Source organism: Arthrobacter gyeryongensis (assembly GCF_039543785.1).
Lineage (GTDB): Bacteria > Actinomycetota > Actinomycetes > Actinomycetales > Micrococcaceae > Arthrobacter > Arthrobacter gyeryongensis.
On sequence record NZ_BAABKK010000003.1, the window covers coordinates 80228 to 106439 of the forward strand.

The 26212-nt window shown below is 61.8% G+C and carries 29 protein-coding genes and 1 pseudogene; 13 read left to right on the top strand and 17 right to left on the bottom strand.

What is annotated here, in order from left to right; all coding sequences use genetic code 11:
- Positions 1–1310: 1310 nt before the first annotated feature.
- Complete coding sequence (locus ABEA18_RS02015) at positions 1311–1496, top strand: hypothetical protein (RefSeq protein WP_345447554.1); 186 nt, start codon at positions 1311–1313, stop codon at positions 1494–1496.
- 36 nt (positions 1497–1532) lie between these two features.
- Here the strand turns inward: ABEA18_RS02015 and ABEA18_RS02020 are convergent, their stop codons facing one another.
- Both ABEA18_RS02020 and ABEA18_RS02025 read right to left on the bottom strand, forming a co-directional pair.
- Positions 1533–1979 (bottom strand): hypothetical protein, encoded by a 447-nt coding sequence (locus ABEA18_RS02020; RefSeq protein WP_345447556.1) that lies wholly within the window; start codon positions 1977–1979, stop codon positions 1533–1535.
- A gap of 152 nt (positions 1980–2131) precedes the next feature.
- The gene (locus ABEA18_RS02025) at positions 2132–2515 is read right to left on the bottom strand and encodes a PASTA domain-containing protein (RefSeq protein WP_345447558.1); all 384 of its coding nucleotides are present in this window, start codon (positions 2513–2515) and stop codon (positions 2132–2134) included.
- 218 nt (positions 2516–2733) lie between these two features.
- On the opposite strand from ABEA18_RS02025, the gene ABEA18_RS02030 reads away from it, so the two are divergent.
- Together ABEA18_RS02030 and ABEA18_RS02035 are read left to right on the top strand one after the other, a co-directional pair.
- Entirely contained in the window at positions 2734–3045 is a 312-nt protein-coding gene (locus tag ABEA18_RS02030; RefSeq protein ID WP_345447560.1) for a hypothetical protein, read from the top strand.
- Between the two features lies 1 nt (position 3046).
- Positions 3047–3589: a hypothetical protein gene (locus ABEA18_RS02035; RefSeq protein WP_345447563.1), complete on the top strand. Its 543-nt coding sequence runs from the start codon at positions 3047–3049 to the stop codon at positions 3587–3589.
- An 88-nt stretch (positions 3590–3677) separates the two neighbouring features.
- On the opposite strand, the gene ABEA18_RS02040 is transcribed toward ABEA18_RS02035, so the two are convergent.
- Positions 3678–4340 (bottom strand): hypothetical protein, encoded by a 663-nt coding sequence (locus tag ABEA18_RS02040; protein WP_345447565.1) that lies wholly within the window; start codon positions 4338–4340, stop codon positions 3678–3680.
- Positions 4341–4718: 378 nt separating this feature from the next.
- Here ABEA18_RS02040 and ABEA18_RS02045 point away from each other — a divergent pair, with 378 nt between their 5' ends.
- Positions 4719–4928 carry a hypothetical protein gene (locus ABEA18_RS02045; RefSeq protein ID WP_345447567.1) on the top strand — a complete coding sequence of 70 codons (210 nt, stop codon included), beginning with the start codon at positions 4719–4721 and terminating at the stop codon, positions 4926–4928.
- A gap of 217 nt (positions 4929–5145) precedes the next feature.
- Here ABEA18_RS02045 and ABEA18_RS02050 read toward each other — a convergent pair whose 3' ends face one another.
- The 3 genes from ABEA18_RS02050 to ABEA18_RS02060 all read right to left on the bottom strand — a co-directional run bounded on the left by ABEA18_RS02050 (position 5146) and on the right by ABEA18_RS02060 (position 7165).
- The gene (locus ABEA18_RS02050) at positions 5146–5952 is read right to left on the bottom strand and encodes a peptidase M56 family protein (protein ID WP_345447570.1); all 807 of its coding nucleotides are present in this window, start codon (positions 5950–5952) and stop codon (positions 5146–5148) included.
- Positions 5949–6545, bottom strand: coding sequence for an RNA polymerase sigma factor (locus tag ABEA18_RS02055; RefSeq protein ID WP_345447573.1), 597 nt, complete (start codon positions 6543–6545; stop codon positions 5949–5951). Before ABEA18_RS02055 ends, ABEA18_RS02050 begins: the two co-directional genes overlap by 4 nt.
- Before the next feature lie 158 nt (positions 6546–6703).
- Entirely contained in the window at positions 6704–7165 is a 462-nt protein-coding gene (locus tag ABEA18_RS02060) for a hypothetical protein (protein ID WP_345447576.1), read from the bottom strand.
- A gap of 479 nt (positions 7166–7644) precedes the next feature.
- On the opposite strand from ABEA18_RS02060, the gene ABEA18_RS02065 reads away from it, so the two are divergent.
- The 3 genes from ABEA18_RS02065 to ABEA18_RS02075 all read left to right on the top strand — a co-directional run bounded on the left by ABEA18_RS02065 (position 7645) and on the right by ABEA18_RS02075 (position 9108).
- A complete protein-coding gene (locus ABEA18_RS02065; protein ID WP_345447578.1) occupies positions 7645–8064 on the top strand; it encodes a hypothetical protein in 420 nt (139 codons plus the stop codon).
- 51 nt (positions 8065–8115) lie between these two features.
- Entirely contained in the window at positions 8116–8463 is a 348-nt protein-coding gene (locus tag ABEA18_RS02070) for a hypothetical protein (RefSeq protein WP_345447581.1), read from the top strand.
- Positions 8464–8736: 273 nt separating this feature from the next.
- Positions 8737–9108, top strand: coding sequence for a hypothetical protein (locus tag ABEA18_RS02075; protein ID WP_345447583.1), 372 nt, complete (start codon positions 8737–8739; stop codon positions 9106–9108).
- 208 nt (positions 9109–9316) lie between these two features.
- Here ABEA18_RS02075 and ABEA18_RS02080 read toward each other — a convergent pair whose 3' ends face one another.
- From ABEA18_RS02080 to ABEA18_RS02095, 4 genes are read right to left on the bottom strand one after another with little or no spacing between them, the layout of a single operon-like run.
- Positions 9317–10987: a glycoside hydrolase family 13 protein gene (locus ABEA18_RS02080; RefSeq protein ID WP_345447584.1), complete on the bottom strand. Its 1671-nt coding sequence runs from the start codon at positions 10985–10987 to the stop codon at positions 9317–9319.
- Positions 10988–11032: 45 nt separating this feature from the next.
- Complete coding sequence (locus ABEA18_RS02085) at positions 11033–11935, bottom strand: carbohydrate ABC transporter permease (RefSeq protein WP_345447587.1); 903 nt, start codon at positions 11933–11935, stop codon at positions 11033–11035.
- Positions 11935–12825, bottom strand: coding sequence for a carbohydrate ABC transporter permease (locus ABEA18_RS02090; RefSeq protein ID WP_059390033.1), 891 nt, complete (start codon positions 12823–12825; stop codon positions 11935–11937). The genes ABEA18_RS02085 and ABEA18_RS02090 overlap by 1 nt, the downstream gene beginning before the upstream one ends.
- Positions 12826–12851: 26 nt before the next feature.
- Positions 12852–14141, bottom strand: coding sequence for an ABC transporter substrate-binding protein (locus tag ABEA18_RS02095; protein ID WP_345447591.1), 1290 nt, complete (start codon positions 14139–14141; stop codon positions 12852–12854).
- Between the two features lie 135 nt (positions 14142–14276).
- Between ABEA18_RS02095 and ABEA18_RS02100 the strand changes: the two genes are divergently transcribed.
- Both ABEA18_RS02100 and ABEA18_RS02105 read left to right on the top strand, forming a co-directional pair.
- Positions 14277–15497: an ROK family protein gene (locus ABEA18_RS02100; protein WP_345447593.1), complete on the top strand. Its 1221-nt coding sequence runs from the start codon at positions 14277–14279 to the stop codon at positions 15495–15497.
- A gap of 189 nt (positions 15498–15686) precedes the next feature.
- Positions 15687–16042 (top strand): annotated as a pseudogene (locus ABEA18_RS02105) (ATP-binding cassette domain-containing protein); the annotation flags it as partial.
- Between the two features lie 81 nt (positions 16043–16123).
- Here the strand turns inward: ABEA18_RS02105 and ABEA18_RS02110 are convergent.
- Positions 16124–16633 carry a hypothetical protein gene (locus ABEA18_RS02110; protein WP_345447595.1) on the bottom strand — a complete coding sequence of 170 codons (510 nt, stop codon included), beginning with the start codon at positions 16631–16633 and terminating at the stop codon, positions 16124–16126.
- A 384-nt stretch (positions 16634–17017) separates the two neighbouring features.
- Positions 17018–17590 (bottom strand): recombinase family protein, encoded by a 573-nt coding sequence (locus tag ABEA18_RS02115; RefSeq protein WP_059390035.1) that lies wholly within the window; start codon positions 17588–17590, stop codon positions 17018–17020.
- 1041 nt (positions 17591–18631) lie between these two features.
- Here ABEA18_RS02115 and ABEA18_RS02120 point away from each other — a divergent pair.
- Together ABEA18_RS02120 and ABEA18_RS02125 are read left to right on the top strand one after the other, a co-directional pair.
- Positions 18632–19144: a hypothetical protein gene (locus ABEA18_RS02120; protein WP_307055412.1), complete on the top strand. Its 513-nt coding sequence runs from the start codon at positions 18632–18634 to the stop codon at positions 19142–19144.
- An 865-nt stretch (positions 19145–20009) separates the two neighbouring features.
- Positions 20010–20516: a hypothetical protein gene (locus tag ABEA18_RS02125; protein WP_307055409.1), complete on the top strand. Its 507-nt coding sequence runs from the start codon at positions 20010–20012 to the stop codon at positions 20514–20516.
- A 177-nt stretch (positions 20517–20693) separates the two neighbouring features.
- Here ABEA18_RS02125 and ABEA18_RS02130 read toward each other — a convergent pair whose 3' ends face one another.
- Positions 20694–21617: a DUF3592 domain-containing protein gene (locus ABEA18_RS02130; protein WP_307055407.1), complete on the bottom strand. Its 924-nt coding sequence runs from the start codon at positions 21615–21617 to the stop codon at positions 20694–20696.
- Between the two features lie 224 nt (positions 21618–21841).
- On the opposite strand from ABEA18_RS02130, the gene ABEA18_RS02135 reads away from it, so the two are divergent.
- Both ABEA18_RS02135 and ABEA18_RS02140 read left to right on the top strand, forming a co-directional pair.
- Positions 21842–22333 carry a hypothetical protein gene (locus ABEA18_RS02135; RefSeq protein WP_307055405.1) on the top strand — a complete coding sequence of 164 codons (492 nt, stop codon included), beginning with the start codon at positions 21842–21844 and terminating at the stop codon, positions 22331–22333.
- 9 nt (positions 22334–22342) lie between these two features.
- Positions 22343–22891, top strand: coding sequence for a DM13 domain-containing protein (locus tag ABEA18_RS02140; protein ID WP_307055403.1), 549 nt, complete (start codon positions 22343–22345; stop codon positions 22889–22891).
- A 375-nt stretch (positions 22892–23266) separates the two neighbouring features.
- Here the strand turns inward: ABEA18_RS02140 and ABEA18_RS02145 are convergent, their stop codons facing one another.
- The 4 genes from ABEA18_RS02145 to ABEA18_RS02160 form a co-directional block, all read right to left on the bottom strand.
- Positions 23267–23614, bottom strand: a complete 348-nt coding sequence (locus tag ABEA18_RS02145; RefSeq protein WP_345447608.1) for a GntR family transcriptional regulator — start codon at positions 23612–23614, stop codon at positions 23267–23269.
- Complete coding sequence (locus ABEA18_RS02150; protein ID WP_345447611.1) at positions 23611–24537, bottom strand: hypothetical protein; 927 nt, start codon at positions 24535–24537, stop codon at positions 23611–23613. The genes ABEA18_RS02145 and ABEA18_RS02150 overlap by 4 nt, the downstream gene beginning before the upstream one ends.
- Positions 24538–24944: 407 nt before the next feature.
- A complete protein-coding gene (locus ABEA18_RS02155) occupies positions 24945–25235 on the bottom strand; it encodes a hypothetical protein (RefSeq protein ID WP_345447614.1) in 291 nt (96 codons plus the stop codon).
- A gap of 282 nt (positions 25236–25517) precedes the next feature.
- Positions 25518–25934, bottom strand: coding sequence for a hypothetical protein (locus tag ABEA18_RS02160; RefSeq protein ID WP_345447617.1), 417 nt, complete (start codon positions 25932–25934; stop codon positions 25518–25520).
- Positions 25935–26212 lie beyond the last annotated feature (278 nt).

Sequence of the window (26212 nt, forward strand, 5' to 3'; positions counted from 1 at the left end):
CCACCAAAGCCCAGGCCTTCGATGGCCGGCTCGTCGAGGACCAACTCGGCTTCGAGATCAACGAAATCCGCCCCCACCCTCTTAGTCGCGGCCCGCGCGCAGCGAAAGGATCTCGCCACGCTCGAGGACCTGGACTGCGTCTCGTGCGACCAGTTCGATTGCCCGTCACAACTCGATGAGCCCCAGGCACCCCTACGCGGTCGATGGGCTGGATTAGACGAGAAGCACCCTGGCGAGGTCCTCAATCACATGCAGCAAGGACGCCTCCGGGCTGATTCCCTCACGCCCGCGACGGCGGGAAAAGAGGGCACCAATGTTACTAATGAGGTGGGTCGTTGCAGTGCCACAAAGATGTTCACAAATAGGCCGGAACCCGCGTAATCCCGGGGATTTTGGCACCCACCTCCTATATCAACTTTGGTGGCACGGAGGTCTTGCGGTCACGCCGCTCATTGTTGAGTTAGGGGGTGGGTGCACGTTAAGCAGACCAGCCAAGGGTGCAGGCAGAATTTCACGGCCTGCTGAGTCACCGCATGTCCGAGCTTGAGGGCCTTTGCCTAGTTGGAACTTGGTTCGGGTTGTCCCAGTCTCCGTCGTTTCGAGGGGGCATCAAGAGCGCCTTCTGTCCGCTTTGACTCTGCAGTTGGGGAAGGACCTCGATGGGTCGTTTCTGTGTCCCGGTCGCCGCCCGGGGCGTGGCAAGGTTGGGTCATGCATATTCGACAAGAGGCCGGAGCCGATCACGTCGAGGAATTGGCTCACGTAACCGAGATGTGTTGCGTCCTTTTGAATGTGGCAGTTTGATTCAGGACCGGCGTGACGGCTTGAACCAGAACCACCCACGACTCACCGGTTGCTACCGTCTCGCCCGCACTATCGCCCAACAAACCGCAGACCAAAGTTCAGCGGCGGGACGCCGGCTCGTCTGTGCAGATTCTTCTGCCTCGGCCTTGGCGGCCTGAACGATCTCAAGGAAATCCGCCCGCTGGGGGCAGCGCTTGGAAACCGCGGCCAATCCCATCGTCTGCGGTCACCTGCTGCAGCAGTGGGGAATGGTGGTGGACCTCCGTGTAGGTTTCCTCCAAATAGCCACCGTCATAGGCACGGATAACGCGACCGTCAGATCCGCTGCTGCCTAAATCGTTTGCCGGCCAGACACCTCTACTTGACCCGCAACGCGCTCCGTATTCGACCCTCATTGAGCTGCTCCTCTGCGCCGTAGTCGCATCCGCCGAGTATTGCACGCCGGCTGAAGCACGGCGGACAATCGAAGGGAAGGGCTGAAAAGCACGGCGCAGCAGGAGGACCCGATGAGTTTCCCGTTCGAGTCGATTCTGGTCTTGGTCTTCACCATCGCGATGTGCCAGGGATACGTCATACTCCGCGAGGATGCTGAGGCAATAGATGGTCGGGCCCTGTCCGGGGCGATCGGAGCCGGCATGGTTCTCGTCGTCGTAGCATTACTGATCTTCTGGATGCTGGGTATCGCGCGATAGGCCCGCAAGCAGGTCTCACAAGTTCGACGCGCTTGTTTATGTGGCGTATGTTTTTGGAGCCCGGCCCTTATATCGTGCGGCCAAGAGCATTCCTGCAGTTGCCAGGACAGGAATGATCAGGAAGAAGGCACCGCCTCCGCTATTAATCACCCCTGCTATTCCGATCCACCAGCACAGGGCCGCGGTAAAGCCATAGAGGATGACCATGGAGCCACGATGGGCCGACCGGGCACGGCGAGCCCTGTGGCGGCGCGATTGATTGACGTGTTGGGCCTTGTGGTGACGGCTCTGACGGCGTGCGGCCCGGAACGTCGCGATTGTTGCAAGAACGGGGACGACCAGAAAGATGGCCCCCGCACCGCTGTTCACCACACCGACCAACACGATCCACCAGCACAATGCCGCGGTGAAGCCCGAGAGGACCACCAAAGTCGGTCGTGTGGCGGGACGAGCCGGAATCAGCGGTTCTAGATTGGTGCTCACGGTCGCTCCCTGCGCGAATTCCCAATGCTTTGCTCTTCATCAGAGCACGGATCAGGGAGTTTTGCGAGGGGTCCACCCCGGCATTGCTCCATCCAAATGGCTCGCGAAAAAATGGCAGGTTAGCGGTACCGGACCACGAGCCGCCGTATCCTTCACTCGGCGGTTTCGTCCGCCGGGTCTTCGCCCGTAAGCGCGACTATTCGAGGCGGGTCTTCCGGAGTTGCATGAGCCGAGTCCACCGACGGCGGTGGACTGTCGAGTTTTCGCGCCATATCCGGCTCCAGATCCGATCTCAGCCAAACCCGGAGGGAATCGTTCCGGTACAACACGCTCCCTGGCTCTGGAGACTGGCTCTGAATGGTCGTGTTGCGGCGCCATGCAAGCTCGCTGATTGGTGGCCCGTCCGGATCTGGGTTCGCCAAGGTCAGGCCAGCGGCTTGGGCTATCTCCCGTGCTTTGAGGAAACGTTCCCCGACAACATCAGGAACAAGGACGAAGTCCGCGGCCCGTTGGTCGTCGTTGAGCATGTCAGGCATGTCGCTTATCCTCCTCCCGGTATTGTCCGTCCGGGCCACTACGCAGACAACGCTTCAGCGACAAGAGCAGTCGCCGAATTGTGAAGAGTCCCCTCGCGGCCCTGGCCAGCTAGCATCATGCAATGACGCTGCGGTGTCGCCTTCAGCTACTCTCCAGCCTGGCCGCCGTTATATTGGGACCCTACTCCGGGCACTGCCGGTGGTTGTAGGCTCCGAACATGCCGGAAACAGAAGGTAGCAAGCGGCTGGAGCCAAGAATGACGCGCGGCAGCTTTAGATTCACCTACTGGGCCGTGATTGTCCAGATCATCCTTAGCGTCATCCTCATGCTGCTGAATGTCGGTATCGTGCCGGGCAGGGAGTGGGAACCTGTAGCTTTCTTCCTCGCTGCCGCACTCTTCTTAGTCGATTTGATCTTTCTCGGCCGCCTCCTCCGTGTCCGCCGCAACGACAAACCCTTCTGGAACGAAGAAGAAGCCAGCCAGGGACCAATAAACTGTCCGGCGCTCCCCGGGAAAGGCTGGCCCTAACATGAGGGAATGGCTCTGGCGGCACCGGATGACCGCCTTCCCCTGTGTCATTGTCCTTGGCGCTTCGGCGGCATTTCTGGTTTCCCTGGCCAGCGGGACCGCATGGCCTCTTGCGCTCGTCATAGTCCTGGTCAATGCCATGTGGTGGGGAGGGATTCTCTACCTCATCGTGAGGGCAGCGCGAAAAAGGACAAGAACCTTGGAGGACCAGGGCATAATCGTCTACATCCGCTACCCGGGTTCACGGCCTGGGTCCCTGGGCGACGTGTGGGCCGGCGGCACCGCCAACTTCCACCCCGGACAGATCGTCTTCCAGGAAACCATGGCCGGCACCGATGTCCCGCTGGGAAAGCCCACAAAACTCGACATTGTCGCCGCCGCCGGACGTCTTAGGCCCGACGCCAGCGGACTGGCCAACCACCTTCCGCCGGGGCTTGGCGTCATGACACTTGCCCTGGCCCGCGGAACCGTGGAAATCGCCGCTGAACCTTCGGCATTGGCGAGGTTGGAACAGGAAGTGTTCCGTAGCAGCCCGACCGTCTGACCGCTCGGTGCGCACCGAAGATCCAACCGAGTCGTCGGAGGACCGGGGGTCTTGGGAAAACGTCCGCAGAGCGTTCGGCTTTGGAATATTAAAGCGGCGCGTTGCCCGGGGCTGTTTGCTCCGCTGTGCGTGTAAGGAACCGGCACGCCCTCCGGAAGTCACGGGCGAGAAACCCTACCCCGACTACTACTACTACTACTACACCAGTTGCCATCAGCCAAGCGAACAGACTGTCACCGCGCAGGGCCAAGTTGATGACTTGAGGAATGAAGATGAGCGGATACAACGGCGCCAGGACAAGCTGCGTGGCGAGGCCCTTTCGTAATTGCACCGCGGCGGCCCGGGCTGCCGAAAGGTTTTCCGGACCGATGGATGCCTTCGCTGCGATCTGACGACGGACCTGCTTCTTTTCCTCGTTTTCCAGGGAAAGCAACACACCGATCCTCCCCAGCTTTGCTGCAGGTACCACTTTCTTCGCGTTGTAGACCAAGCCCCCAATCAGGGCGCCGAGAAATCCAAGGAGAAACCCGAAGGTCAGAAAGGTCGGCCACCTCTCCGGTGTGCCTGGGAAAGCCAGGCTTCCGCCGATGGTCCCGGCCGCGACCAGGATGAAGAATCCGGCAGGGAAATAGCGGGTGTAATAGGTTTTCACGGCCTCGCCCAGGCCGTTGTCCTCGACGCCCTGGGCTCTTCTCATCGCGTCTGCCCAGCGGTCATTGGACTCCGCCAGGAGATCGTCAATACCGCTCATCGTCTTCTTCTTCCCCGAAGCACAAAACGCTGACAAGACGCCAGTGAAAACCTGCTGAGGCGTCCTGTGCCGATCCTCAAATCCTGAACTATGAGCACCAATAAACCAATGGTCCAGCCCGGTCCTATTCAACGAGCCCGCCCAGGAGGCAGTTTTGTCGCGGATTCGGCAGCCCTCACTCGGGGCAGCGATGACTCGCCGGCGGAGCATCCCATAGAGGGTTGCAATCCTTCGGCGCGCCGATCTTGCCCACCTTGGACAATAGTTGCTGAAGAGGCCATTTTTCGGCCCGGTCAGGGTTCCTCAAAAGCGCAAATCCCGCCGGCGAGCCAAGTGATATCGCTTATCCGAGGAGCACCTTGGACAATAGGATGAGGCATGAGCAAGACGACGAAACGCGCCATATGGGCCGTATGGTTCGTGCTTATGTGCTGGCTGATGTACCAGCTGTTTGGATGGCTTGGCGTTCTCTCCCTGGTTGCGGCGGGAGCACTCGGAGGCGCCGCATCGGCCCTCATCAATCGGAAAGTAAAACGCGACGAGCAAATAGCACGGTTCCGAAATCAAGCCGACCGCTTCAACCAGTAGGAACCGCCATAAGCGGCATGGCGGACGAACCAACCTCAACCGGCAACGGCCACTGGATGTCGGCCCGGAGCACGCCCGGTAAAGGATCGCTCACCGGACACTGAAATGAGTCGGCGAATACGATCACCACAGACCCCGCGAAAAGTAGTGTCTGTGACGGACCGAGGGTGGCTGGTGTCGGACTGCCCCCAATCTTCTTTGAGGAGCCTTGTGGGTCCTACCTAGGCGAAGGAACTCCTTCCACGTGGCCATTCGTCGCTCCGATCACGAATTCTCCTATCACTGTTTTTCCGTCGACTTTGTACACGGGGACCGAGAAGGATTTACCGCTACGAGCCTTTTGCCAGTCAAGTGCATCCTGGGGGCTTTTGAAGGTCTTCATGGCCGCGGTGCCATTGGCCTCTTCCATGTCGGTTCTGTACGCGTACCCGCTGCGTCCGTTTGTCGCGATCACTGCGATGAGGTCAGGGGTGCCGTTCTCGTTTTGGATGCCGAAGGTGTCGCCCTTGGCGTTGCTGCCCCAATCCGTGGTTTTCTGATTCACGTACCTGGCGGTGAGCCGCCAGCGGTTCTCGGCGTCGGTCCTGATCGTCACGCTTTCCTTGCCAGGGACAACGCCGACGGTGTACCCCGACCACGCCTGGGCCGTGCCGATGTCGGCCGCCGTGCAGGTGGCGCTGGCACCGTCTTCGTACTCGAAACGGCCGGGCGTCAGGCAGGTCAGTTCCATTGCGATGCCTGTGGTGCCCTCGGGAGCGGCTCCGAGTACAACGGTGGCCGTCCCCGAATGTGTTTCTGTCACCGGCGCAGCCAGTGTCGTGACCTGCTGGGCGCCGGGGGTTACGAACAGCCCTGCAGCGGCGGCACCCATGCCGCCCAGGAGCACGGCGCCGGCCAGGGTGCCGGCCCCAAACCACACCCGGGTCCGCCTCCGGGCCCGGGCAGGCGATGCCTTCTCGACTCGTGAGACCAGCTCGGCACGGAGTGCAATGCTGAACCGGTCATCGGCGCGAAGCTCGTTCATGACCTTTCTCCTTTCAGAGCAGGTGTTGGGTTTGGGGAACTCGGGACTGCCCCGGAGAGTGCCGTCTTCATGCGCTGCCTTGCCCGGTGCATCCGGCTTTTGGCTGCCGCAGGTGTCAGGTCGAGGACGGCGGCAGCGGCTGCGAGGGTGTATTCCTCGAAGACAACCAGGCTCACAAGCTGCAAGTCCAAGTCGTTCAGAGTTCCGAGGGCCTGGGCTGCGTCCCTATCCATATCGACCTGCAGGTAAATATCATCCGTGACATAGGAAACGTCCTCTGCGCGCGGGAGGGAGGTTAGTAGCCGGCGGTAGCGGAACGCTGCCGGTCCGCTGTTGCGTGCCACATTCGTCGTCGTGACGAGCAACCAGGGAAGCACAGAGCCGCCAACAAGCCGAACCTTTGCCCGTCGTCTCCATAATTCAAGGAACGCCATGGACATGATGTCTTCAGCATCATGCCGATCCCCGGACAGCCTGTAAGCATGACGAAAGACCCGATCGCGGTGCCGGTCGAACAGCACCCCGAAAGCCTCGCCCTCGCCCTTGAGGCTTCGCGTCCACAGCCCGTCATCACAGGATTCAACATTCCCCATGCCCTGTATTGTCCGGGAATGGCGAAAAGGTTTCACAAGAAGGGAATATTTCTAAAAAAGCGCCATGAGCACGGTGAAGGATCCCTTAGCGGGATGCGTGGGTCACGGTGCCGTCGACAAGTGGGCTGCAGAGGAAGCTAAGAACAGTTGCAGACGGTCTACCACACAGTCAGTGCTTGGCGGGCAGCGTCCATGATCCGGGTGCCAATGACGTCCCGTTTTTGCGGCATGTCGTCCCAGTCATCCATGAGAGCAACCAAATGATCCAGTTCCGTGGGCTGCCCCAGCACCAGCCAACCCTTCCCGAAGACCAGACCCACACCGGTGCGCGGCGCCAAAGTGCCGCCAACAATTTCACTCAGCCAGCTTCTAACCAAGATGCGGCGGGCAACGCCGTCGTCCTCAAATGGCTTCCCCAATTCCTTCCTGGTTTGGATCCATGAGCCCCTGGCTCCCCGCGGATCATTTGGTGGGTATCCAGCCAATTCCCGGAGCGCCGGGGAATCGTAGCCAACGACAAGCAAATTTGCCGCGACATCCGGATATTGTTCGCTGGGCAGCAAGCCAACCTGATCCCGGAGAAACACCAGTCTCACGCTCTCAATTTCCTCGCCGCTCATGAGCAAATCGTAGTGGCAAGAGCCGCCACCGTGTCCCGCAGGGGGATGCTGCTTCGCTCCAATGTTTACGGAGCCATAGCACGGTGAGATGCTGATCTCGGTTCCATCAACTGCAAGCAACGACTAGGAGTCATCCAGATGCCGCGTGAATTCTTGGAAGTCCTTGCTTGGGTCATTCCCATCGTTGCCGTCGCAGCTGCAGTGGCTATTGTGTGGATTCGAGTCAAACGTCGAGGCCCCTTTCCTGGCCCTTACAAAAAAGGGATTCACATCAGACGCAACGACTGAACTGAATTCCCTACCTAAGGTCAAACGGGACAGTTTCGCTTCAGCGTGGGTTGTCCCGCAGGAGGATCTCTCAATGTGCATGCCAGATGGACGCTATGAGCCAATATTTAGCGCAGCCAGACTCGGCCGCGTACGCCGGAGACTTTGGGGATTGCTGTCCGGAATCAGGGCTTCCGGGTTAGGCTCGCGGAATGAAGCTCCGGGGGCCACTTCTGATCGTGTTTGGGGTGCTGGCCGTTGTCTTGGCCCTGGTTGTGTTTGTTCGTGCGGGTGTCAGCACCATCTGCCCCGCAGTCGGATACGCCTACACAGGTGATGTGGAGTTGGTGTTTGCACACGAGCCAACGTCGGTTGCGGCATGCTTCGGGGAGGGCTGCACTCCGGCCCCCGTAACCAGGAACCCGGACGGCATGTGGCTGGTGCCGCAGTCTGCCCCTTACCTGATACCGCCCGTCAGCGTCACCTCTGTCCTTGTGGACGCGGCGGACTCTTCAGGTGTCCGTGTGGTTCGCGTACTGCCGATAGAAACGGAGCCGACCGGAGAGCACCCCGACGGTCCCGAATGCGGCGGCCCGGTGCGGTTCAAGCCAGTACAGGTGCTGCTCGGGTGAAAACACATGGATGATTCTGCGCCAGACCGACTGCAATCCGAAGAGGGACCGATGGAATACGTCTTTAGAGGTGGGCTCGCAATCCCCGGTCGGTTCAGGATCATCGGACCGTGGGTCATACTCACCATGAGCCCCTCGCAGCTTGAGTTCCGGTTGAGGTCCCGGTGGCTCGCACGCTACTTCGGCCCCTGGCGGCTAGAGCGTTCCACCGTCCGCGACATTTATCCAGGCCGACCTCACGTCTTATATTCCTGGACGCGGATCAACTTCCTCGCCGACGACAACATGCCGTGGATGTTTCTGGCCGAATGGCCGGAGGACGTCCTTGGAGCCGCGAAAGAGCTCGGCTACCCGGTCCGCTTTGACACCCGAATCTGGCCGCCAGCGTCTCCGGGTTGACGACCCGCGGGATTCTCACGGCTTTTTCAGCGCTGATGGCTGCTCCAGCCCGGGAGGAACCTGCGGCGCGCCCCGCCGCACGTTTAAGTCCAGTCTGAAGCGTCTGATGAAGGATCCCTCACTGTGCACACTGTAATAACGAGTGGAGACGACCGGCCAGGTGAGGGACCCTCAAACGGAACGCTCGTTTGCGATATCCGCTTTGCTTGCCGGTAATGCAATCGAGATGCTCAGGTTCTTGACCGTGCACCTATCGTCAGAGAGCCTTGGCGCATGGTACTTCGATATGTTCGGTGCATTGCCGCGGCGGCAGCCGCGATGGCGGTGATGAGTGGATGTGCGACGCCGGCAGCGCCGACAATCGATGCCTCGACAAGTCCGGGAACCACCCCGGTCTCAAGTGTCCCTTTCGCCCTCTTCACTCATTGCGGTATCTATGAGGCACGGGTGCAGGACACCTTCTTCCTCGCCGACCAACCGCTGAACGACGGCCATGGAAATCCCCCAGCGGGCTGGGGCAACCCCTACCAATCGGGCACCATCACCGTGGCAGGCTCGCAGGCCGTCTTCCACGACGACAGCGGCCACACCGTGACTTTCCATGAACGTCCTGGTGCCACGAGCTTCCTTCAAACTTGCTCCTGAGGCGTAGTTCGAGCGAAGTTTTGAGTACAAGCCCACCCGCTCACGGGACACGCGGGGATCGGCGGGCCAGGGACCAATAAACTGGCTGGCACTCCCCGGGAAAGGCTGGCCCGAAGGTCCGGGTTCACGAGCATACTCACTGTCGTGCTTCTGGTGGTCGTGTCTTTCAGCATGACCGCGCTCAGCAACGAACAGCGCATCAACGGACTCAGCTGCGGATCCAGGCGGTTGCCTCGCCGGGGAGCGTGCCGTTCTTGACGTCGGCGCTGGCAAGGAGCACCTCACCCTTGGGCAGGGCCACCGGTGCTGTCCCGAAGTTGGCCACGACATGCCAGTTGCCGGGGCGCACGAAATGCAGCACATTCTCGTCGCTGATGTCCCCCCATTCAAGAGTCTCCGGACCTTGGATCTCGTGCCGCAGGGCGAGGGCGCGTCGGTAGAAAGACAATGTCGAGGCAGGGTCCTTCTCTTCGACGCTCACGGCGTACTGGGCGAACCATCCCGGCTGGGGCAGGTGCGAGCCGCCGGTACCGAAACCGAACGAGGTCCCGTCCGGCTCCCAGGGCAGGGGAACCCGGCAGCCATCCCGGCCGAGTCCGTCATATTCGGCACCGCGGAAGAACGAGGGGTCCTGACGCTGTTCAGCGGGGATGGCCGCGACCTCGTGCAGGCCAAGCTCCTCGCCCTGGTACAGGTAGGCGGCGCCTGGGAGGGCGAGCATGAGCATTGTCGCGGCTTTGGCGCTGCGGATCCCGCGGTCGACGTCGATTTTATCGGCCGGACCGCCGGCCTTAACCCATTCGACGCCCTGCTTGACGTTCCGCCCGTTCAACGGCGGCAAGCCGTAACGGGTGGCATGGCGTGTGACGTCGTGGTTGGAGAACACCCAGGTGGAGGTCGAACCTGTCAGCCGCACTTGTTCGAGGTTGTCGGTGATGATCTGGCGGAATTGGCCGGCGTCGAAATCGGCGACGAGCAGGTCGAAGCTGAACGCCTGCCCCAGGCCCTCCGAGGAGGCGTACTTTGCGCGACGCTCGGGAGTTTCGACCCAGGCCTCGGCCACCGCGAAACGCGGCGGGGTGTATTCGTTGAAGACTTTCCGCCATTCGGCGTAGATTTCGTGGACCTCGTCACGGTCCATGAGCGGGTGGGTGCCGGACGTGCGGTCCATGGCAGCCAGTTCGGCTTTGCTGGGCAGGTCGGCGGAGAGGTCTTTGACCAGCAGGTTTGCGACGTCGACGCGGAAGCCGTCCACGCCGCGGTCGGCCCAGAAACGCAAGGTGATCAGGAAATCCTCGCGTACTTCCGGGTTGTCCCAGTTGAAGTCGGGTTGCTCCGGGGTGAAAGTGTGCAGGTACCACTGCCCGTCGCTTACCCGTGTCCAGCCGGGGCCGCCGAAGGCTGCCGTCCAGTCCGATGGCGGCAGTTCACCGTTGGGTCCGAGCCCGTCGCGGAAGATGTAGCGTTCCCGTGCCGGGGAGCTTTTTGCCGCGGCCAGGGCTTCCTGGAACCAGGCGTGGCGATTGGAGGAGTGGTTCGGGACTATGTCGACGATGAGGCGGATGCCGGCGGCGTGAAGGGCCGCGGCCATTTCGTCGAAGTCATCCAGGGTACCGAGGCGGGGGTCCACGTTGCGGTAGTCGTCCACATCGTAGCCGCCATCGGCCAGGGCGGAGGGGTAGAAGGGGCTCAGCCAGACGGCGTCGATGCCCAGGGCCTTCAGGTACGGGACCCGGGAGGTCACTCCGGGCAGGTCGCCCAGTCCGTCTCCGTTGGAATCGGCGAAGCTGCGCGGATAGATCTGGTAGACGGAGGCCTGCCGCCACCAGTTGGCATCCGAAGTGGACAAGGTGGACGGGGACTTCAGGGTTTCGGCCATGGAAGGGTTTTCTCCTGTTCTCGATGGGGGGACTGAGGCAGGGATTTACTTTATTGCGCCCTGGGTCAGGCCCGACATCACCCAGCGCTGCGCAAGCAAGTACACGATAATCGACGGCGCCATGGCCATGAGGTAGGACGCAAAGGACACGTTGTAGTTGTTGCTGAACTGGGTTTGGAACATCTGCTGCAATACGGGCAGCGTCTGCAGTGCGGGGTTCGAAACGATGAGGGCGGGCATCATGTAGTCGTTCCAGGAGGCCAGGAACGCGAAGATCCCCACGGTGGCACTCATGGGTGCCAGGAGCGGGAAGATCAGCCGCCAGAACACCTGCCCTGTGCTGGCCCCGTCAATACGGGCACTTTCTTCGAGTTCGGTCGGAATGGAACGCAGAAATGCTGTGAACAGCATGACGCTGAAAGACAACTGGAACATGATGTGCAGAATGACCACGCCCACGGGATTGTCCAGATGGACCATGCCGCTCAGGCTCACTTGGGACAGCGCCACCACCGGGAAGGGCAGGAACATGGCCGCCAGAAGGTAGAAAAACGACCAACGGAACAGTTTGCGGTCCCAGTTGCGGGAGATCGCAAAGGCTGCCAGGGCGCTCAGAATGATGGTGCCTGCCACGCTGAGCGCAGCAACACCCACCGAGACGGCGAAACTGCGCGGGAAGTTCGTCAGGGTCCAGGCCTGGGCAAAGCCGTCCAGGCTCCAAGGGCCCGGCAGCGAGAAGGCGTTTCCGTCGACGGCCTGCGCGGTGGTTTTGAAGGCCATGGAGACAGTCACGTACAGGGGAACCAGGACCGTGAGCGAGCAGAGGGCCAGGACGGTGGTGAGGGTCCAGCGGCCGCGTTGCGCCCGGGACCTGCGAGGGCGGGAAGTCGCCGGCCTGCCGGCGGGCCTTGCGGCTGTGGAGGGCTCGTGAACCGTTTGGGTGGTCATCAGAAGGTCGCCTTTCCGTGGGTGGCACGCAATTGCAGCAGCGCGATGACGATGGCGATCAGGAAGAAGATTGTCGCGTTGGCCATCTGGTAGGAGTAGTCGCCGTTGCTGAAGCCGTTGAAGATGGACATGGCGACACTGGTGGTGGAGGTGCCGGGGCCGCCGTTGGTCAGGCCAACGATGATGTCGTAGGCATTCATGAAGCCCTTGAACCCCATGATCACGTTGATCACGATGTAGCCCGCTGCCAGCGGGACCGTGATGGATGCCAGCTTGCGCCAGGCCGTGGCACCGTCGAGGGCTGCTGCCTCGTAGACGTCGGCGGGAATTGACAGGATCCCGGCAATGTAGATCAGCAGCGTGGCAGGGACCGCCTGCCACGCGGTGACCAGAACCAGGGCGAGCCAGGCGAGGTCCGGATTTGCCAGCATGCTCGTTTCCAGCGACTGGAGCCCCAGTGCCGTGGCAATGTCCGGTACGGAATTGGAAAACAGGAAGTTGAAGACGTAGGCGATGACGATACCCGAGATCACCATGGGCAGGACGAAAACGGCGCGCAGGGCGACCTTGGCCCGGATCTTCTCGGTCAGCCCCAGTGCCAGGAAGAAGGACACCACGTTGACTACCACCACGGTCACCAGGGCGAAGCCGATGGTGAAGCCGTAGGCCTTGAGGATGGCCGGGTCGGAGAAGGCCGCGAGGTAGTTGGTGAGGCCGGTGAACTTGAACTCACCGAATCCCACCGAGTTGGTGAAACTCAGGGTGATCCCCATGAGGGCAGGGACGGTGATCGCGAGAGTGAAGGCGAGGACCGTGGGGAGGAGGAAAGCATAGAACACGGGTTCAACGCGCCGTCGCTGGGACGGGCGTCCATTGCGTATCAATGACATGGAGGCACTCAATTCTTGCGGGTCGGTCAGACGTTGCGCAGGGCAAGGCGTGCCCAGTCGGCGTCCAGGGTCTGGAGGAGGGCTTCGGGAGCGGCGCCCAGAGCGATCGACTGGGCGTAGTTCGATACCGGGATCGAGGCAGGAATCAACTGGGAGGCCCCCAGATAGAAGGCGCCGTCGTCGTAGTACTTCTGCATTCCGGCCAGGGCCGGGCTGCTTGCCGGTGGCGCATCGTTGCGGACACCGAAGCCGTTGTTGTCTGCGTTGTACTTGTCATTGATTTCCGGGCGCATGAGGAAAGAGAGGAACCGCCGTGCCGCGTCCTTCTTTGTGGAGGCCTCGGGGATCCACAAGGCCAGGTCCACGTTCACGCGCACTTTCAGGTCGGCCGGGTCCTCGGTAACAGGCAACGGGAAGGTGCCCAGTTTCATTGCCGGGGCAGTCTTGGCGATTTCGTTCAGCGCCCACGGGCCCTGCATATACATCGCGCCCTTGCCCTGGGAGAACGCGAGGTTGCCGTCGGCGTAGCCGCGGCTGGCAGCATCCTTGTTCGCAAACGCGGCCAGCTCGACCATCCGGTCCATGGGGGCTTTAAGGTTCTTCTCAAAGGAAGCGGCGGAACCGGCGTTCAGCGACGTGCCTTGGCTGTTGAGCGTGGAAAAGAACTGCGGTACGTCGACCATGCCTCCGATGCTGTAGTCGAACATTCCTTGCCCCACTGTCCAGGTGTCTTTGATGGTGTTGTAGAACGGGGCGATCCCGGCGTTCTGCAAGGTCTTGCAGACGGTGACGAGCTGCGGCCAGGTGGTGGGGACGGACAGCCCGTGCTGGGCGAAGATTTCTTTGTTGTAGATAACGGACGCGGACATCATCGAGTAAGGGACAGCGCAGGTGCGGCCTGGATACTCCGCCGTCTGCGTCAGCAACGGCCAAAGCTTGGGGTTGATCGCCTTGGCCTCGGGCATGTCGGACAGGTCGCTGAGCGCCCCGTGTTTGACGAATTCCGCTACGGAGAAGTTGTAGTTCCAGCAACCCAGGTCCGGGGGCTGGTTGCGCACGAAGTCGGCGGACATGTTCGACGTCGAATCGCGGATCACCCGGACCGCGTCCTGGCTCCTGTGGAACTGCTCAATCACCCGGTCGAAGTAGCCGATGACTTCGGGCTTCGATACATAGAACGTGATTTCCGTGGCAGTGGTCGAGGACTGCGCCGGGGCGCATCCTTCGAGGGCGAACCCGGCCCCGACGGCACCCGCGCCGAGCAGGAACGATCGTCTGCTTAGGCCGGGCTTCCGGGTCGTTTGGACTGCAAGCACCTCATTGTCTCCTTTGACTGGTCACGCATCACCGCACGGGAATGCGTTACGAGAGAACATAAATCTAGACATTAAATCTAGACTGTAAATCTAATGCGAACTAAGCTTGCACCAAGCCGAAGATAAGGTCAAGAGATGGAACAAGATGATGTGGCCACCTCGCCCCAGCTGCTCCGCAAGATCAACATGGGGGCGGTGCTCCGCTATGCCCTCGAGTCCGAGGCCTTCAGGGCCATCGACGCCATGGCGGTGACAGGCCTGACCCGGTCCACTGTTCTTGGTTTGTGCGATGAGCTGGCCGCGCAGGGCTGGATCGAAGAGATGGGCGATTCCCGCGAAGCCGGCCAGTACATCAAAGGCAGACCGGCCCGGCGGTACCGCTTGCGCGGGGATGCCGGCCACATCGTCGGCGTCGACGCCGGCCAACACACGGTCACCGCCATCGTCGCCGACCTGCGCGGCACGATCTTGGCGCGCGCCGCCCAGACCCTTGACAGCCAACGCGGCAGTGTTCGCCGATCGACCGTTCGGAACACCGTCGACAAGGCCTTGGCCTTGGCGGGCATTCAGCCAGAGGAAGTCTTCCTGGTCGTCGTCGGAGTTCCCGCACCCGTCGATGACAAGGGCCGTTCGCCCGATAGCACCGAGTACTGGCGCAACATGAATCCGGATTTCCCTGCTGTCTTTGCCGATTGCGGGCGCACAGTCGTGGACAACGACGCCAACCTTGCCGCACTTGCCGAGAGGGCACACGGCGCCGACGCCGATTCCTTTGCGGCGCTGCTCTCCGGGGAGCGCTTCGGTGCGGGCCTGGTCATCGACGGGGTGCTCTTACGAGGACCGCGAGGCGCGGCGGGCGAGATGCGCCTGCTGAACGTTGTCGAGGGCGTGGGCTCGGCCGACGGCATCGGCCTTCTGGGCAGGAAGTGGGCGGTGGACGCCAGCCGGGCCGGGAAAATACCCCCGGGATCAATACTGGCCGGGATCCGCCAGGAGCGGTTGTCCGCCGAAGCGGTGTTCGACGCCGCAGCAGCCGGCGACGTCACCGCGCTCGGCATCGTTGATCGGCTGGCAGAGCGGTTGGCCCGGATTGCCCATGTGCTGGCGAGCCTGTTGGACGTGGAGAAGGTCATCATTGCCGGTGCGGTCGCGGCAGCAGTGGAACCGGTACTAAAGAAGGCCGCCGCCGTCCTTGCCGAAAAATTCGAAGCCCCTGTACCCGCCCTGGCCGCCTCCGCATTGGGGGCTGACGGCGTCGTGCTGGGAGCGCTGGAATGTGGACTGTCGACGATACGCAGCCAACCACTTACCTTTGATCCGCATCTTCTTGAACAGCGCCGCGGAGCCTTGTCCTAAGTGCAGCCTAATTGCCGGCCAAGCAGGAAACCGGGGCACCCACCGGCCCGTCGACATACTCGTCCCTACTGGAACAGTAGGCGTTCGAAGCGAATCGTGACGCGAAACTCCCAAGAACTTCTATAGGGTGTTGCCATGACTGCTGGGGGTGCGGCTGTTGAGCCGTTGGTGCACATCAAAGACTTCAGAATGGACTTCGGGAACACCCAGGTCGTCAAAGACCTGTCCTCGATGTGAGAGCCGGGGAGACGTTCGGGTTCCTGGGCAGCAACGGCTCAGGCAAAACGACGACCCTGCGGGCACTTTTGGGCATCTACCAGCCCACCGCCGGGACCCTGCACATCGGAGGGAAGACCTTCGACCCCCGCGACGGGATCCGGCTCGGGTACCTTCCGGAAGAACGCGGCCTCTACAAGAAGGAGCAGGTCCTGGATGTCATGGCCTACTTCGGCCGGCTCAAAGGCCTCCGCAAAGCCCAGGCCCGCAGGTGGTCCCTGGAGTACCTGGAGCGCGTGGAACTCGCCCACAACGCCGGCACCAGACTGGCTTTCAGTGTGTCTTCCCGGATTTTGGCATGGGCCCCAACCCGGCGCAGATGATTCCGGCATCCTCCAGCAGGGCGGCAATCATGCGCGCGTGCGCCACCTCGTCGACGCCCCATTTCGCGGTCGTCGCAGCGTGTGCCCGAACCGCTCCCGGGCAGTTCGAGCGGACATGCCGAGGGCGGTGCCGATAACCTCCCAGGAGTCTCCGTTGGCGCGGGCGGCGCTGACAGCGGCGTTTAGCTCGGCCTCGGCAGTCGCGGCAGCCGTGCGGGCAGCGGTGATCCGCCGGAAAGCCGCGGCGTCCCTATCAACCTGAGGCGCCGGGCTCAGGCGAAGGTCCGAGCCGTCCACCCGCAGCGGCACGGCGAGGTGCTCGACGTGCAGGACGTAACCTTCTTCGGGCCCGCGCTGAACGTAGACGGTGAGGACGGTCTTTCCCTCGCCGTCATCGAAGTCCACTTTCCCGTAGCTCTCGCTCGGGCCGACAGGCCACTGGCGCGGCCTCAACCGCTCTCCAGCGTCGTACGGCGTCGACTCGTGGACGTGCTCTCCGAGGCTGAAAGCGGGGGCTTGTGCTTCGCGAGGGGTCATGCTGGCCGTTCTCCTTGCAGGTTCGGCGTGCCGCTGCGCCGCGACGGGTCGGGGTAAAGCAAGGGCTCTCCACTGGGGGTGCGATGCTGCTTCATCATCGATTCCCCCCATCCACTTGATCACTTCGGTGTTCGCAGCGGCATTCGGGCCGCGCCGCAGTACCGATACCAGTACAAGGTACTGCGGGTTGAGACACACGAGTACCGGGTACTCGATCCTCCCCGCCAAGAGGTGGAAGACCATGCACGTGTACTTGGCCCAACAAGGCTTACTAGACGATAGATTCCATGGGGAGCTACTGGGTCAGCTCATGGCAGGAGAGGCACGAAATTGAGCTGAGGCTCCGCTGAATCGCGGTGTGGCCGGCGCGTTGTCCGCGGAGAGCTAGGCCTTGGACCCTGCACGCTGGATCGCACGGTAAACGGTGGATCGGGCGACGCCGAAGAGTTCGGCGATCTCCGTCGTGGTGTGCTTGCCGCCCTGGTGGAGGCTCACGAGGTGGGATTCCTGCTTTTTGGAGAGCTTGGGCTGCCGACCTCGAAGCTTGCCTTTGGCCTTCGCGACCGCCATGCCTTCGCGGGTCCGGGCTCGGATGAGGTCGGATTCGAACTCGGCGACCATGCCCAGGACGTTGAACAGCAGTTTGCCCACCGGGTCGTGCGGATCGTAGATGCTTCCGCCGACATTCAGGGTCACTCCTTTGAGGGTGAGCTCGTCGGCGATGTCCCTTGCGTCCGGAAGCGAGCGGGCGAGGCGGTCGAGCTTGGTCACCACGAGCGTGTCGCCGTCACGGCACGCAGCCAGGGCCTTACCCAGTCCAGGGCGGTCGCGCTTGGTGCCGGTGAACCCGTGGTCGACGTGGATCGCATCGGGGTCCACACCGGCGGCCGAGAGGGCATTGCGCTGGGCGGTGAGGTCCTGAGAGCTGGTCGAACAACGAGCATAGCCGATGAGCATACTTTGGACTGTAGCGTATAAGGCACGTTCACCGGGCAATAATTCGGGCAGGGTATACGGGAATCCAGCGGGGGCGGAATCACGCGGATCTGAACAGGGGCTCAAGGCTGCCGGGGAGGCGTCCGGTGGACGACCGGCTAACGGGCAGTCAAGGATCGCTCGTCCGCGGCCGTGATCTCGGAGTATCTTCAGCAGTAGTGACATCATTTGCGGGGTCTAATTCGAACCAAGGAGGGCCATGTGACGTACTCGAGGAACGCTAGAGGTGAGACCTACGGCTCTTCGGCCTTTGCCAAAAGTCCTACTGAGCTACCCGACCTAATCGCCTCTTTCGGCGAGGACCACAAGACTCGGGGCTTCGTGCGGAAGACGGACTTGGAATCCCGAGCCGTGCCGAGGTCTCCGGAGGAGGTCGAAGCGCGCGCTGCGTCCGGTCAGACGGGCAGAGTCGGCGACAAGGAGGTTCCCCTCTATGCCCAAGATGGGGTGACCGTCGTCGGATCCTTCATCGTCAAGGGTTGGAGTGCAGGCCCGGACGCTACGACCCCTCGACGGAGGTAGGCGGTCCGAGATTTCGCAGGGTCCTGTCATGATCGTATTCGCGGATTACTTCGGCGTCGCTCAGGGACCGGCTAACGGGCACATCCAAGGCTGATTCAGGATGGTGGCAATATGTCGTGCATGACACATCATGAGGAGCTTGGACAACTTTTAGAGGACGCTGCAACTCGGGTAGATGCATGGACCGGCGCCGACAATTGGACTTTCGAATCAAGTTCGCCTGCTGCCGCTGAGGTGGCCACTGCCGAGAGACGACCCGACGGAAACCTCTGGGGCGAGCGCCCAGTTCGTACGGCTTATCAACTCGGCCAGATGGCGACGAAGTTCACCGTGGAGATGGCTCGCTGTATGGCACCGCTAGTTCGAGCCGGTCGCCCCGCTCCAGGAGTTGAGGCGCTAACTCGAACATCACTCGAAGCAGGCTCGGTCGTCTGGTGGCTGTTTGAGCCGGGCCTCAGCGCGCGGCAGCGAACATGCCGCATGCTCCTTCTGCGCCGAAACAGCGCGAGGGAATTTGAGCGGGCCACCCTGGCGATAGATGGCGACCCATCTGTAAACGCTCATGAATCAGTCTCCGCGGTAGAGACATATGCCCGGGAGCTCGGACTCCAGGGCTTCGGGCAGAAGGGCGACGAGCTGGAGGCGGAAATTCGCCCGAAGTACACCAAAAGGGTGGAGAGCTTTATTGACGAGATCGGATTCAAGGGCGCATACAACATCTATTCGGGCGTTGCCCATGCTGAACTCGGGGGTCTGTGGAGGCTGCTAAAACAGACCAGCACGGATCCCGTCATATACGACACCGCACCAGACCCTGTTTTAACTCGTGTAGCGGTTCACGGAGCTTTGAAGGCGATGTACGGGTCTATGTGGCGGATCAGCGGCCTCTTCGGTTGGACGACGCCCGGCCGAGCGCAAGAGGTTCAGGCTTGGATAAGCCATCTCGATGCCGAGATAGCACGCATCGCGAAGGAACAGGAAAGCCACCCGTAGTGTCCGGTAATGGATCGGCTTTCGCGCGGCGAGGTGACAGTCAATGCTGCAATAAAATGCCTCCATTTAGCGCTGAGATTCATACCCGTGAGGTTGTGAACCGATAGCCTCGAAGCGTGCTCCGCGCGCGGCTGCGGCAGCAGCCGCAATCGATAGGGTCGGTGTATTGTCAGGAACAAGTCCCCGCGGCGCTGGACATCACGTACCAGAGTCTTCGCCGCACCCAGGGGAGACTCAGCGACTTGTTTGAGGAGAGATGACAACAGTGGGAATCACCCCAGGCGCCTTAGTCGCAGTCTTTGTCACCCTGTTCGTGGTCTTTGTCGCGCTGTACGTCGTCCGCCGAAGGAAGTGACCACTCGGCGGCCAAGCCCCTCAGCCCGCGTACACAACCTCACGGGGAAGAACAGCTAAGGAAGCTGACTATCCGGAAATTCACTACCGACAGTTTGACCGCGATGGCGGGGTCAAACTGTCGTGGTCGAGATCGCTGCGAACTCGTTCTCTTTCTGGGCTCGATGGAGCGTCCAGTGCCCGGTGAAGGATCCCTCACAGGACGCGAGGACGTTCCTGATCTACCTGCTTACGGGTGTGATCCACCTGCTTACGGGTGATTGTGTCAACTTGATCGGAGCCCACCAGGACGGCCAGAACGGTACCCACCTCAGCGACATTCTTGATGCTGCCCGAATTGGGTGTATTGAGTGATAACGCATTGGAGTTCTGCGCCAAAGATTAAATGCAAACGGGTGAGTGACGCCGTGCTCTGCTGCTAAGCGATGCAGGCTGTCGCTGCGATCGCTATTGTCCTTGCCGGCGTTTGAGTTCTAGGATCGGCCTGTCTGCCCGGTGTTCGGAGCCTTCCATGAATAATTCGCCCACGGCGGTCCCCGGCGGTTCGCCCGGGCCCTTTCCACGCATGGTGCTCTCGTCGCCGATGGCCGGTTACGACGTCACCGTCGCCGAGGGGAAAAATGCGGTGATAGCTCTCAGGGCTTTGCAGGCCCTTCCCGGGGCGCTGTTCTTCACGCTTCAGATCTTCAGCGCTCCTGGCCTGGAGCCAAGAGGCCGAAGCGCAGGGAAGGTTCCACGTCCGGAGCATGCTCCCGGGGGGTTCGTCGTGGAAGCCCTCTTCAGAGATGTGGAAAGCCCGGGTGATGAGCCCGTGCGGGTTCCTGTATATGTCCAATCCGGTGGCGGTGGCATGGGTCGATGGGACATCTCCTACTGGTTCAAGGTGCCTGGTCCCGTACCCGCAGAGGTTGCCTTGGCGGTTGCTTGGCCCGATGCCGGGATCCAGCCCACGGTCCTTAGCATCGCCCGAGAGGATATTCTCAGGGCGACGCCCGAAGAGCTCAGCTTCCCCCGCTAACCACGCCCGGAAATTGGAGTGGACGGCAGCTCTCAACTGGCTGCCGGCCACTCTCATGGTTCGCGTTGGAAGACCCGATAAGGAATCTAGAAAGTGCTTATTGCCTGCCGGATCGGTTAGGGCAGTGCAAACTCATGCTGCCTGCTTGGCGAGGCTGTGGGCGAGGGGGTCTGGGCGTTATAGGCCGATGGCGCGGAGTTGGAAGTCGTTGGGAACCGAGAAGCTTACGAGGTGGAGCCGGTTCTCGCTTTTGATGGAGACTGCGGCGTGTGCCGCTCCGTCGGCGAGGAGGGCAAAGTCGAGGATGTCGCCGGGCTTTGGCTTCGGCCGTGGACCTCTGTCATTGAAGAGCATGGTGACGATGCGGTCATTCCCCGTGGTGTCCTGGGCTTCTAGGTACAGCGTTGTGCCGCTCTTGGACTGGGTCCGGCCCCGGACTGTGGCAATGAGTTCCTGCCATGGCCTCTCCTGGGAGAACAGGCGCTTTGTGTCGCGGTAGGACAAAACACAGAGCAGGAGGAATAGGCCCAGGATCCCGGCCATGACGGCGGCGATGATGGCTATGGTCCGCCATGCGTTCTCCCGGGGGTACCCGTGCCCGAGGACGGCGATGTCACCCGGGTTGTCGGGGTTGAGAGCGAGCTGGACCTGTGTGCCGGGTTGGAGTGCTGCCTTGCAGGCCTTGCCGGAATCGATGGTGGCGTGCTGCTGCTGCCCGCCCAGGGTGTATGCGATGCCGAGGGTGCACAAATAGTCGCCGCCCTTGTTGCGGTAGGGCTGCTGGCTCGTCACGGTGCCGCCCGTGCGGACGGACCCGGCTGTGAAGGGCGCCAATGCTGCACCGAGTCCGAAGCCGGCGGCGATCACCACAGCGGTGAGGGCAACGGTGAAGGCCGCCACGGTCAGCCGCATCCTTCGACGCAAGGAACTGCCCTGCCAGGCCGGCGGCTGGTGGTCCAGGTGCGGGCTGGCCTTCAGATTCACCCCGTCGGGCAGGGCCACAGACCAGGACTCAACGCCTCCGACCATTTCGCGTGGCGACGACGGCAGGCCCTCGCCGACGTGATCCACCGGCACATCGTTCCCTGGCCGATCCTTCATTCCCCCACCTCTCGTAGAACCACGGGCAGTCTATTCCACGGGTGCCTGGGCCCGGCGGGGCACGCCGCGCCCCCTCAAGACCACCGGTGCCCGCCTTCGGCCATATGGATCGGTATTTCCCGGGGGTTCGGCAATCTTCAATGACACTTTCGCTTTACTAACTGGTAGGTTGTCGGAATTGGGGGCGCAGTGGGTGCTCTCGCGCGCTGAAACGGACTTCCCTGATGAGTGGTTACTACCCGCAGAACAATGACCTGCCGCAATCGTACGGGCCGATGGTGTCGCTCCCTTCCCCGGAGATGAATCGCCTACGCTCGCTGCGGACCACGGTCGGGGTCTCGTGCCTGATCCTCACCGCCGGGGCGGTGTTCTACACGGGCCTTGACCTGTCTTTGCTAGGTCGCTTCGGCGGCGCCACGGGTATGGTCTTCGCTACGTCCGCTGCAGGCTACGCTGTCGCTGCCGCTTGCTACCTCGGAATCGGCATCTGGGTGCTCGTCACCCGGAAGACGACGTCGAAGGCTCCACTGATTGCAGCGGCGGCGGTCGCCGGGATTGCCGCGGTCCTTCTGCTGCTAGGGCTGGTGACGTCACCTGCCGGGAACCATGCACCGCAATACGGCAGCCTCACGGTGAACCTCCTGATGTTCATGCGGGCCGTCTCGGCCCTGCGTATCCGGCCGGTTCCCGTCGCCGCACCCGCCGCTCGGTTCTAAGGGAAGCCAATGTTCGCACAGGCCAAGTGGCAAGACATCGCGCAACTCATCGGGCGGATTCTCACAGCCGCCGCAGTTGCCCTCACGGCAGCGGGCTGCACCTATGTCGCACCGGAAGCCCAGCCCGACAACCCAACCCCGACGGTGTCTGGAGCGTCGACTCCCGGTCCGACCCCGAGCTCGGTGGCCGCCTCGTGGGGTGCCCCGTTGTCGGGCCGGTTCATTAGCCAGGGCACCCGGACTGTCGGGGTCGTGCGCATCGCGGGAACGTCAACGGGTGCCACCCTCACGCTGGAGAACGTCTCGACAACCCCGAACCCGGACTTGAAGGTCATCCTCAACGAAGGAGCCCTGTCCAAAGACACATCGGGGGACATGGTGGTCCAAGACCCGAAGTCCATGGACATCGGAGTCCAGTTGAAACCCGGTCCCGGCTCCCAAAGTTTCGAGCTGCCACCGTCCCCGCCCTTCACAATCCGAAGCGTCACGATCATGGACCCGCGCACGCACATCGCCTACGGGACAGCCGAGCTGACCCCCGACCCGACCATCAGGTAACCGCCGCTTTGCTCGATAGGCGTTTGGCGAGCGGACAACATGGAGGACGCATCACGACCGGTTGGAATCACCCAACCGTCGCATTGGCGTGGTGCACATGCTTCGGTTCTTTGCGGTCGCTCTTCAGTTGCGACCACATGGGGTCAACTGAAACTCGACACCGACGAATCAATTTCCGCGGGCACTCTTCTGCCCGTTTGACGTGAGAAGGGCCTACAGATGTTTCCGGGGCCCGTGGGGCCAGAAATATGCGTCATCCCGGGGCCAGAACTAATTGACATAGTCACGCCCGCAATCCGGTCCGTCTCCGGACCTCTCCACTGGTTGTATCCATTTGCACGGTGAGGGATCCTTTTGCGTGCAGAGGATCGGCGGTTACCAGGTGGCGCGGATGACCTGGAGGACTTCGCTGAGTTCGAGGTTGTCACGCTTGCAGGTGTCGATGAGCTTCCGGGCGGCTCGGGAGACGTCTTTGGAAATTGCTGTGGCGTGTGGGCTGACCCGCGTGCCGGCTCCGATTCGAGTTTCAACGAGCTGATCTTCTTCGAGTTGCTTGTAGACCTTGGCGACGGTGCCGGGGGCGACCCGGAGATCGGCGGCGAGTTGCCGGACCGATGGGAGGCGTTCGTTTGCAGCGAGTGCCCCGGTGGTGATGAGGCCACGGATCTGGTCGTGTATCTGTTCTGCCGGCGTTCCGCCGGTCGTGGAAAGGGTGATGATCATGGCGCGGTCTTGATGGTGTGTTGCCGGACCCGGGCGGTCCATGGAACGGCCGTGAGTACAACGCTGAGGCAAAGCACTGCGCCGAAGGACATGGCCACGAAGCTGCTGGCGGAGAGGAATGAGCCCAGTGCGGCGAACGGGGACCCCACGTTGATCACTCCGGCGTCGGTGGCGAGCCCGCCTCCCAATCTGGATGTGCCTGTGAGCGAGCCGAGGATCGCGGCGAGGTGGAAAGCAATAGCGCCCGTGCTGAGCGCGGCGATATTGCGGCTCCGGGTGCGGCGGACAGCAACGTCCTGTTCTCTGGCATCTCCCAGCGGAGGGCGTGCAACCAGCGCCAGGCCTGCCCACGCAGTGCCGATCAGAACCATCAGCAGGAACATCGCCGGAATCGAGTAGTACCAACCGTAGATCGTGGTTCCCACCCTCATCGTGCCGATCTGGACAGTAAGCATGGTGTAGTTGCCGGCCTGGTCCGGGACAGATGCCAGCCCCGCCGCGAGCGAGAGGGCGACCGTGACAACAACTATCGCCATCAGGGCGACAGTCCAGCCTGAAGACAGGAAAGTGAACGCCGTCCTGCGGGCGATACCTGCGGCTGACGCTGAAGGACTGCGGCGCCCGGGGACACAGAGCACGGCCAACGCGACGAGCCCGGCAGCCAACGGTATGAGGAATTGCGCCTCCTGAACACCCCTGCCCACGTCCAGTCCCATCGCTGCGAGCACCTGCGGCGTCACCCCCACGACCGAGTACAGGCCGCTGACGACCACGGGCACCAGACCGCCGATGGCAGCGAGAACGCCGGCCCGGCCGGAGAGCGGGGTGCCGTGTCGCCGCGCCACCAGCCGGACGGCGACTGCCACAACGCCGCCCAGGATCAGCGGTGACAATTCCCAAAGGACAATGATCCACTGCTGCACCGCAACCTCCACGTGTATCAATCAATTGACACGCAATGTATCAATCAACAACTACACCCACAAGGCCCAACTCAGGAAAAATTAAGCGCACGGTTATTCCGATTGCGAAGTGCCGGCTCCGAGGCTGTTCGGTTTCGGGCAGGTACTAAGGGCTTCCGTTCCGATTTGGTAGGTTTGGCGTCCGTTCAGGCTAAACGGACACACCAAGGAGTCACCACTGGCTTACATGGCGTCCGTGGCGAAGCGTCGTATTTTCAAAATTCAAGCGATCTCGGGGGAACTTGGTCTAGTTCCTGGGAGCATCCGGGCCGTTTGCGCCTCGGATTTCCGCAATTCGAAGCCTCAAAAAAGTAATGGCAAGTATCAGCACCCAGATGACAAGCACGGCGAACTGGCGCCGGCCCGGATCACGTGTTCCGCGTCATCTCGAACAGTTGATCGGCCAGTTCATCCAGCCGCGTCCGGGCTGACTCCGTAGCCTCCTTTGAGGCCGCCGCGAGTGGGAGATCAAAAAGGCCGCCCATACCCAAGACAATCGAGTGAAGCTCGGCGATCGTTAGCTTCGCCGTTTCCGGGGACTCGGCGGCTTCGAGCGCCTGCTCGCGGTCAGCAAGCCAAGCTGCCTTCGACGCCTGACCATGAGCGTCAAGGAGTTCTCGGATGGCGGCGAGGACGCGCGCCAATTCAATGGTGATCATCCGAGCGTCCTCGCGACGATTTGTCGGAGAACTGCACGGGGGTCGACCCCTTGAGGTATGAGCGCCTGGTAACCCTCACCACCGGCAACTCGACCGTTGTACATCGTGGCATCCCTTCGAGCGAATCAGCCGGCCATTGCCTTGAGCCCTTCTTCCCGTGCTCATTATCGAGGTGCGCCATAATGCCACCGTACAACGCGGCAAGTCGCTCAGATGCCTGTTTCCGATAGTTCACTTTTCAGTCGTTGCATGCCCGTAAGCCGATCCTTCACCGGACGCGTGCTAGAGGTCAGCAGCGGCGCCGTGCGAAGTGAGGATCGTGCCGTCCGAGACCAGTGCCACGCGGATGGATGCAGCGTGGAGGTCGATTTTGCCGAGGTCCCCTTCAACGGTGTAGTGGTCTCCCTCGATGATGAGTGAGTCGATATTGCCGTAGTCAACTGACCCGTCAGGGTCACGCGAAGGCCGGGAACTGAGCTGACCCGTCCAGGTCAAATCTGCTACGCCATCGAACACCAGCACCCCCTTGCGGTAGCAGTATTGCTCTCCGGGGCGTGCCGGGGCATAAGACGGGTGTTCCTCGGTCAGTACGAACTCCGCGGTAATGACAAGCTGTCCTCGGCTTGCATTGATGTCCAATACCCAGCTGTCTTCCAGGTAGAAGCCCCTAAGAACTTCATGCTCAAAGTACTTTCCCACCGTCGGCCTCCCTACCTGCCATGTACCGATGAATCGCGCGGTCCGGTCAACTGTAGCGCTGGGCGCAAAGCAGAGCACACGTAAGGCGGTCCCTCTCCGGACCTCTCCAATGGTTGTATCCATGTGCACGGTGAAGGATCCTTTACCGGGCAGCTGGAGAGGTGCGAGCTTTGCGGACACAGGAAGGCCGTCAACGCCGATTCCCCAATGCCCGTACACTTTCCCGAGGGGTGGGGACAACTGCCCGAGATAAGAGAATGGGTGAGCTCCGGTGGCGT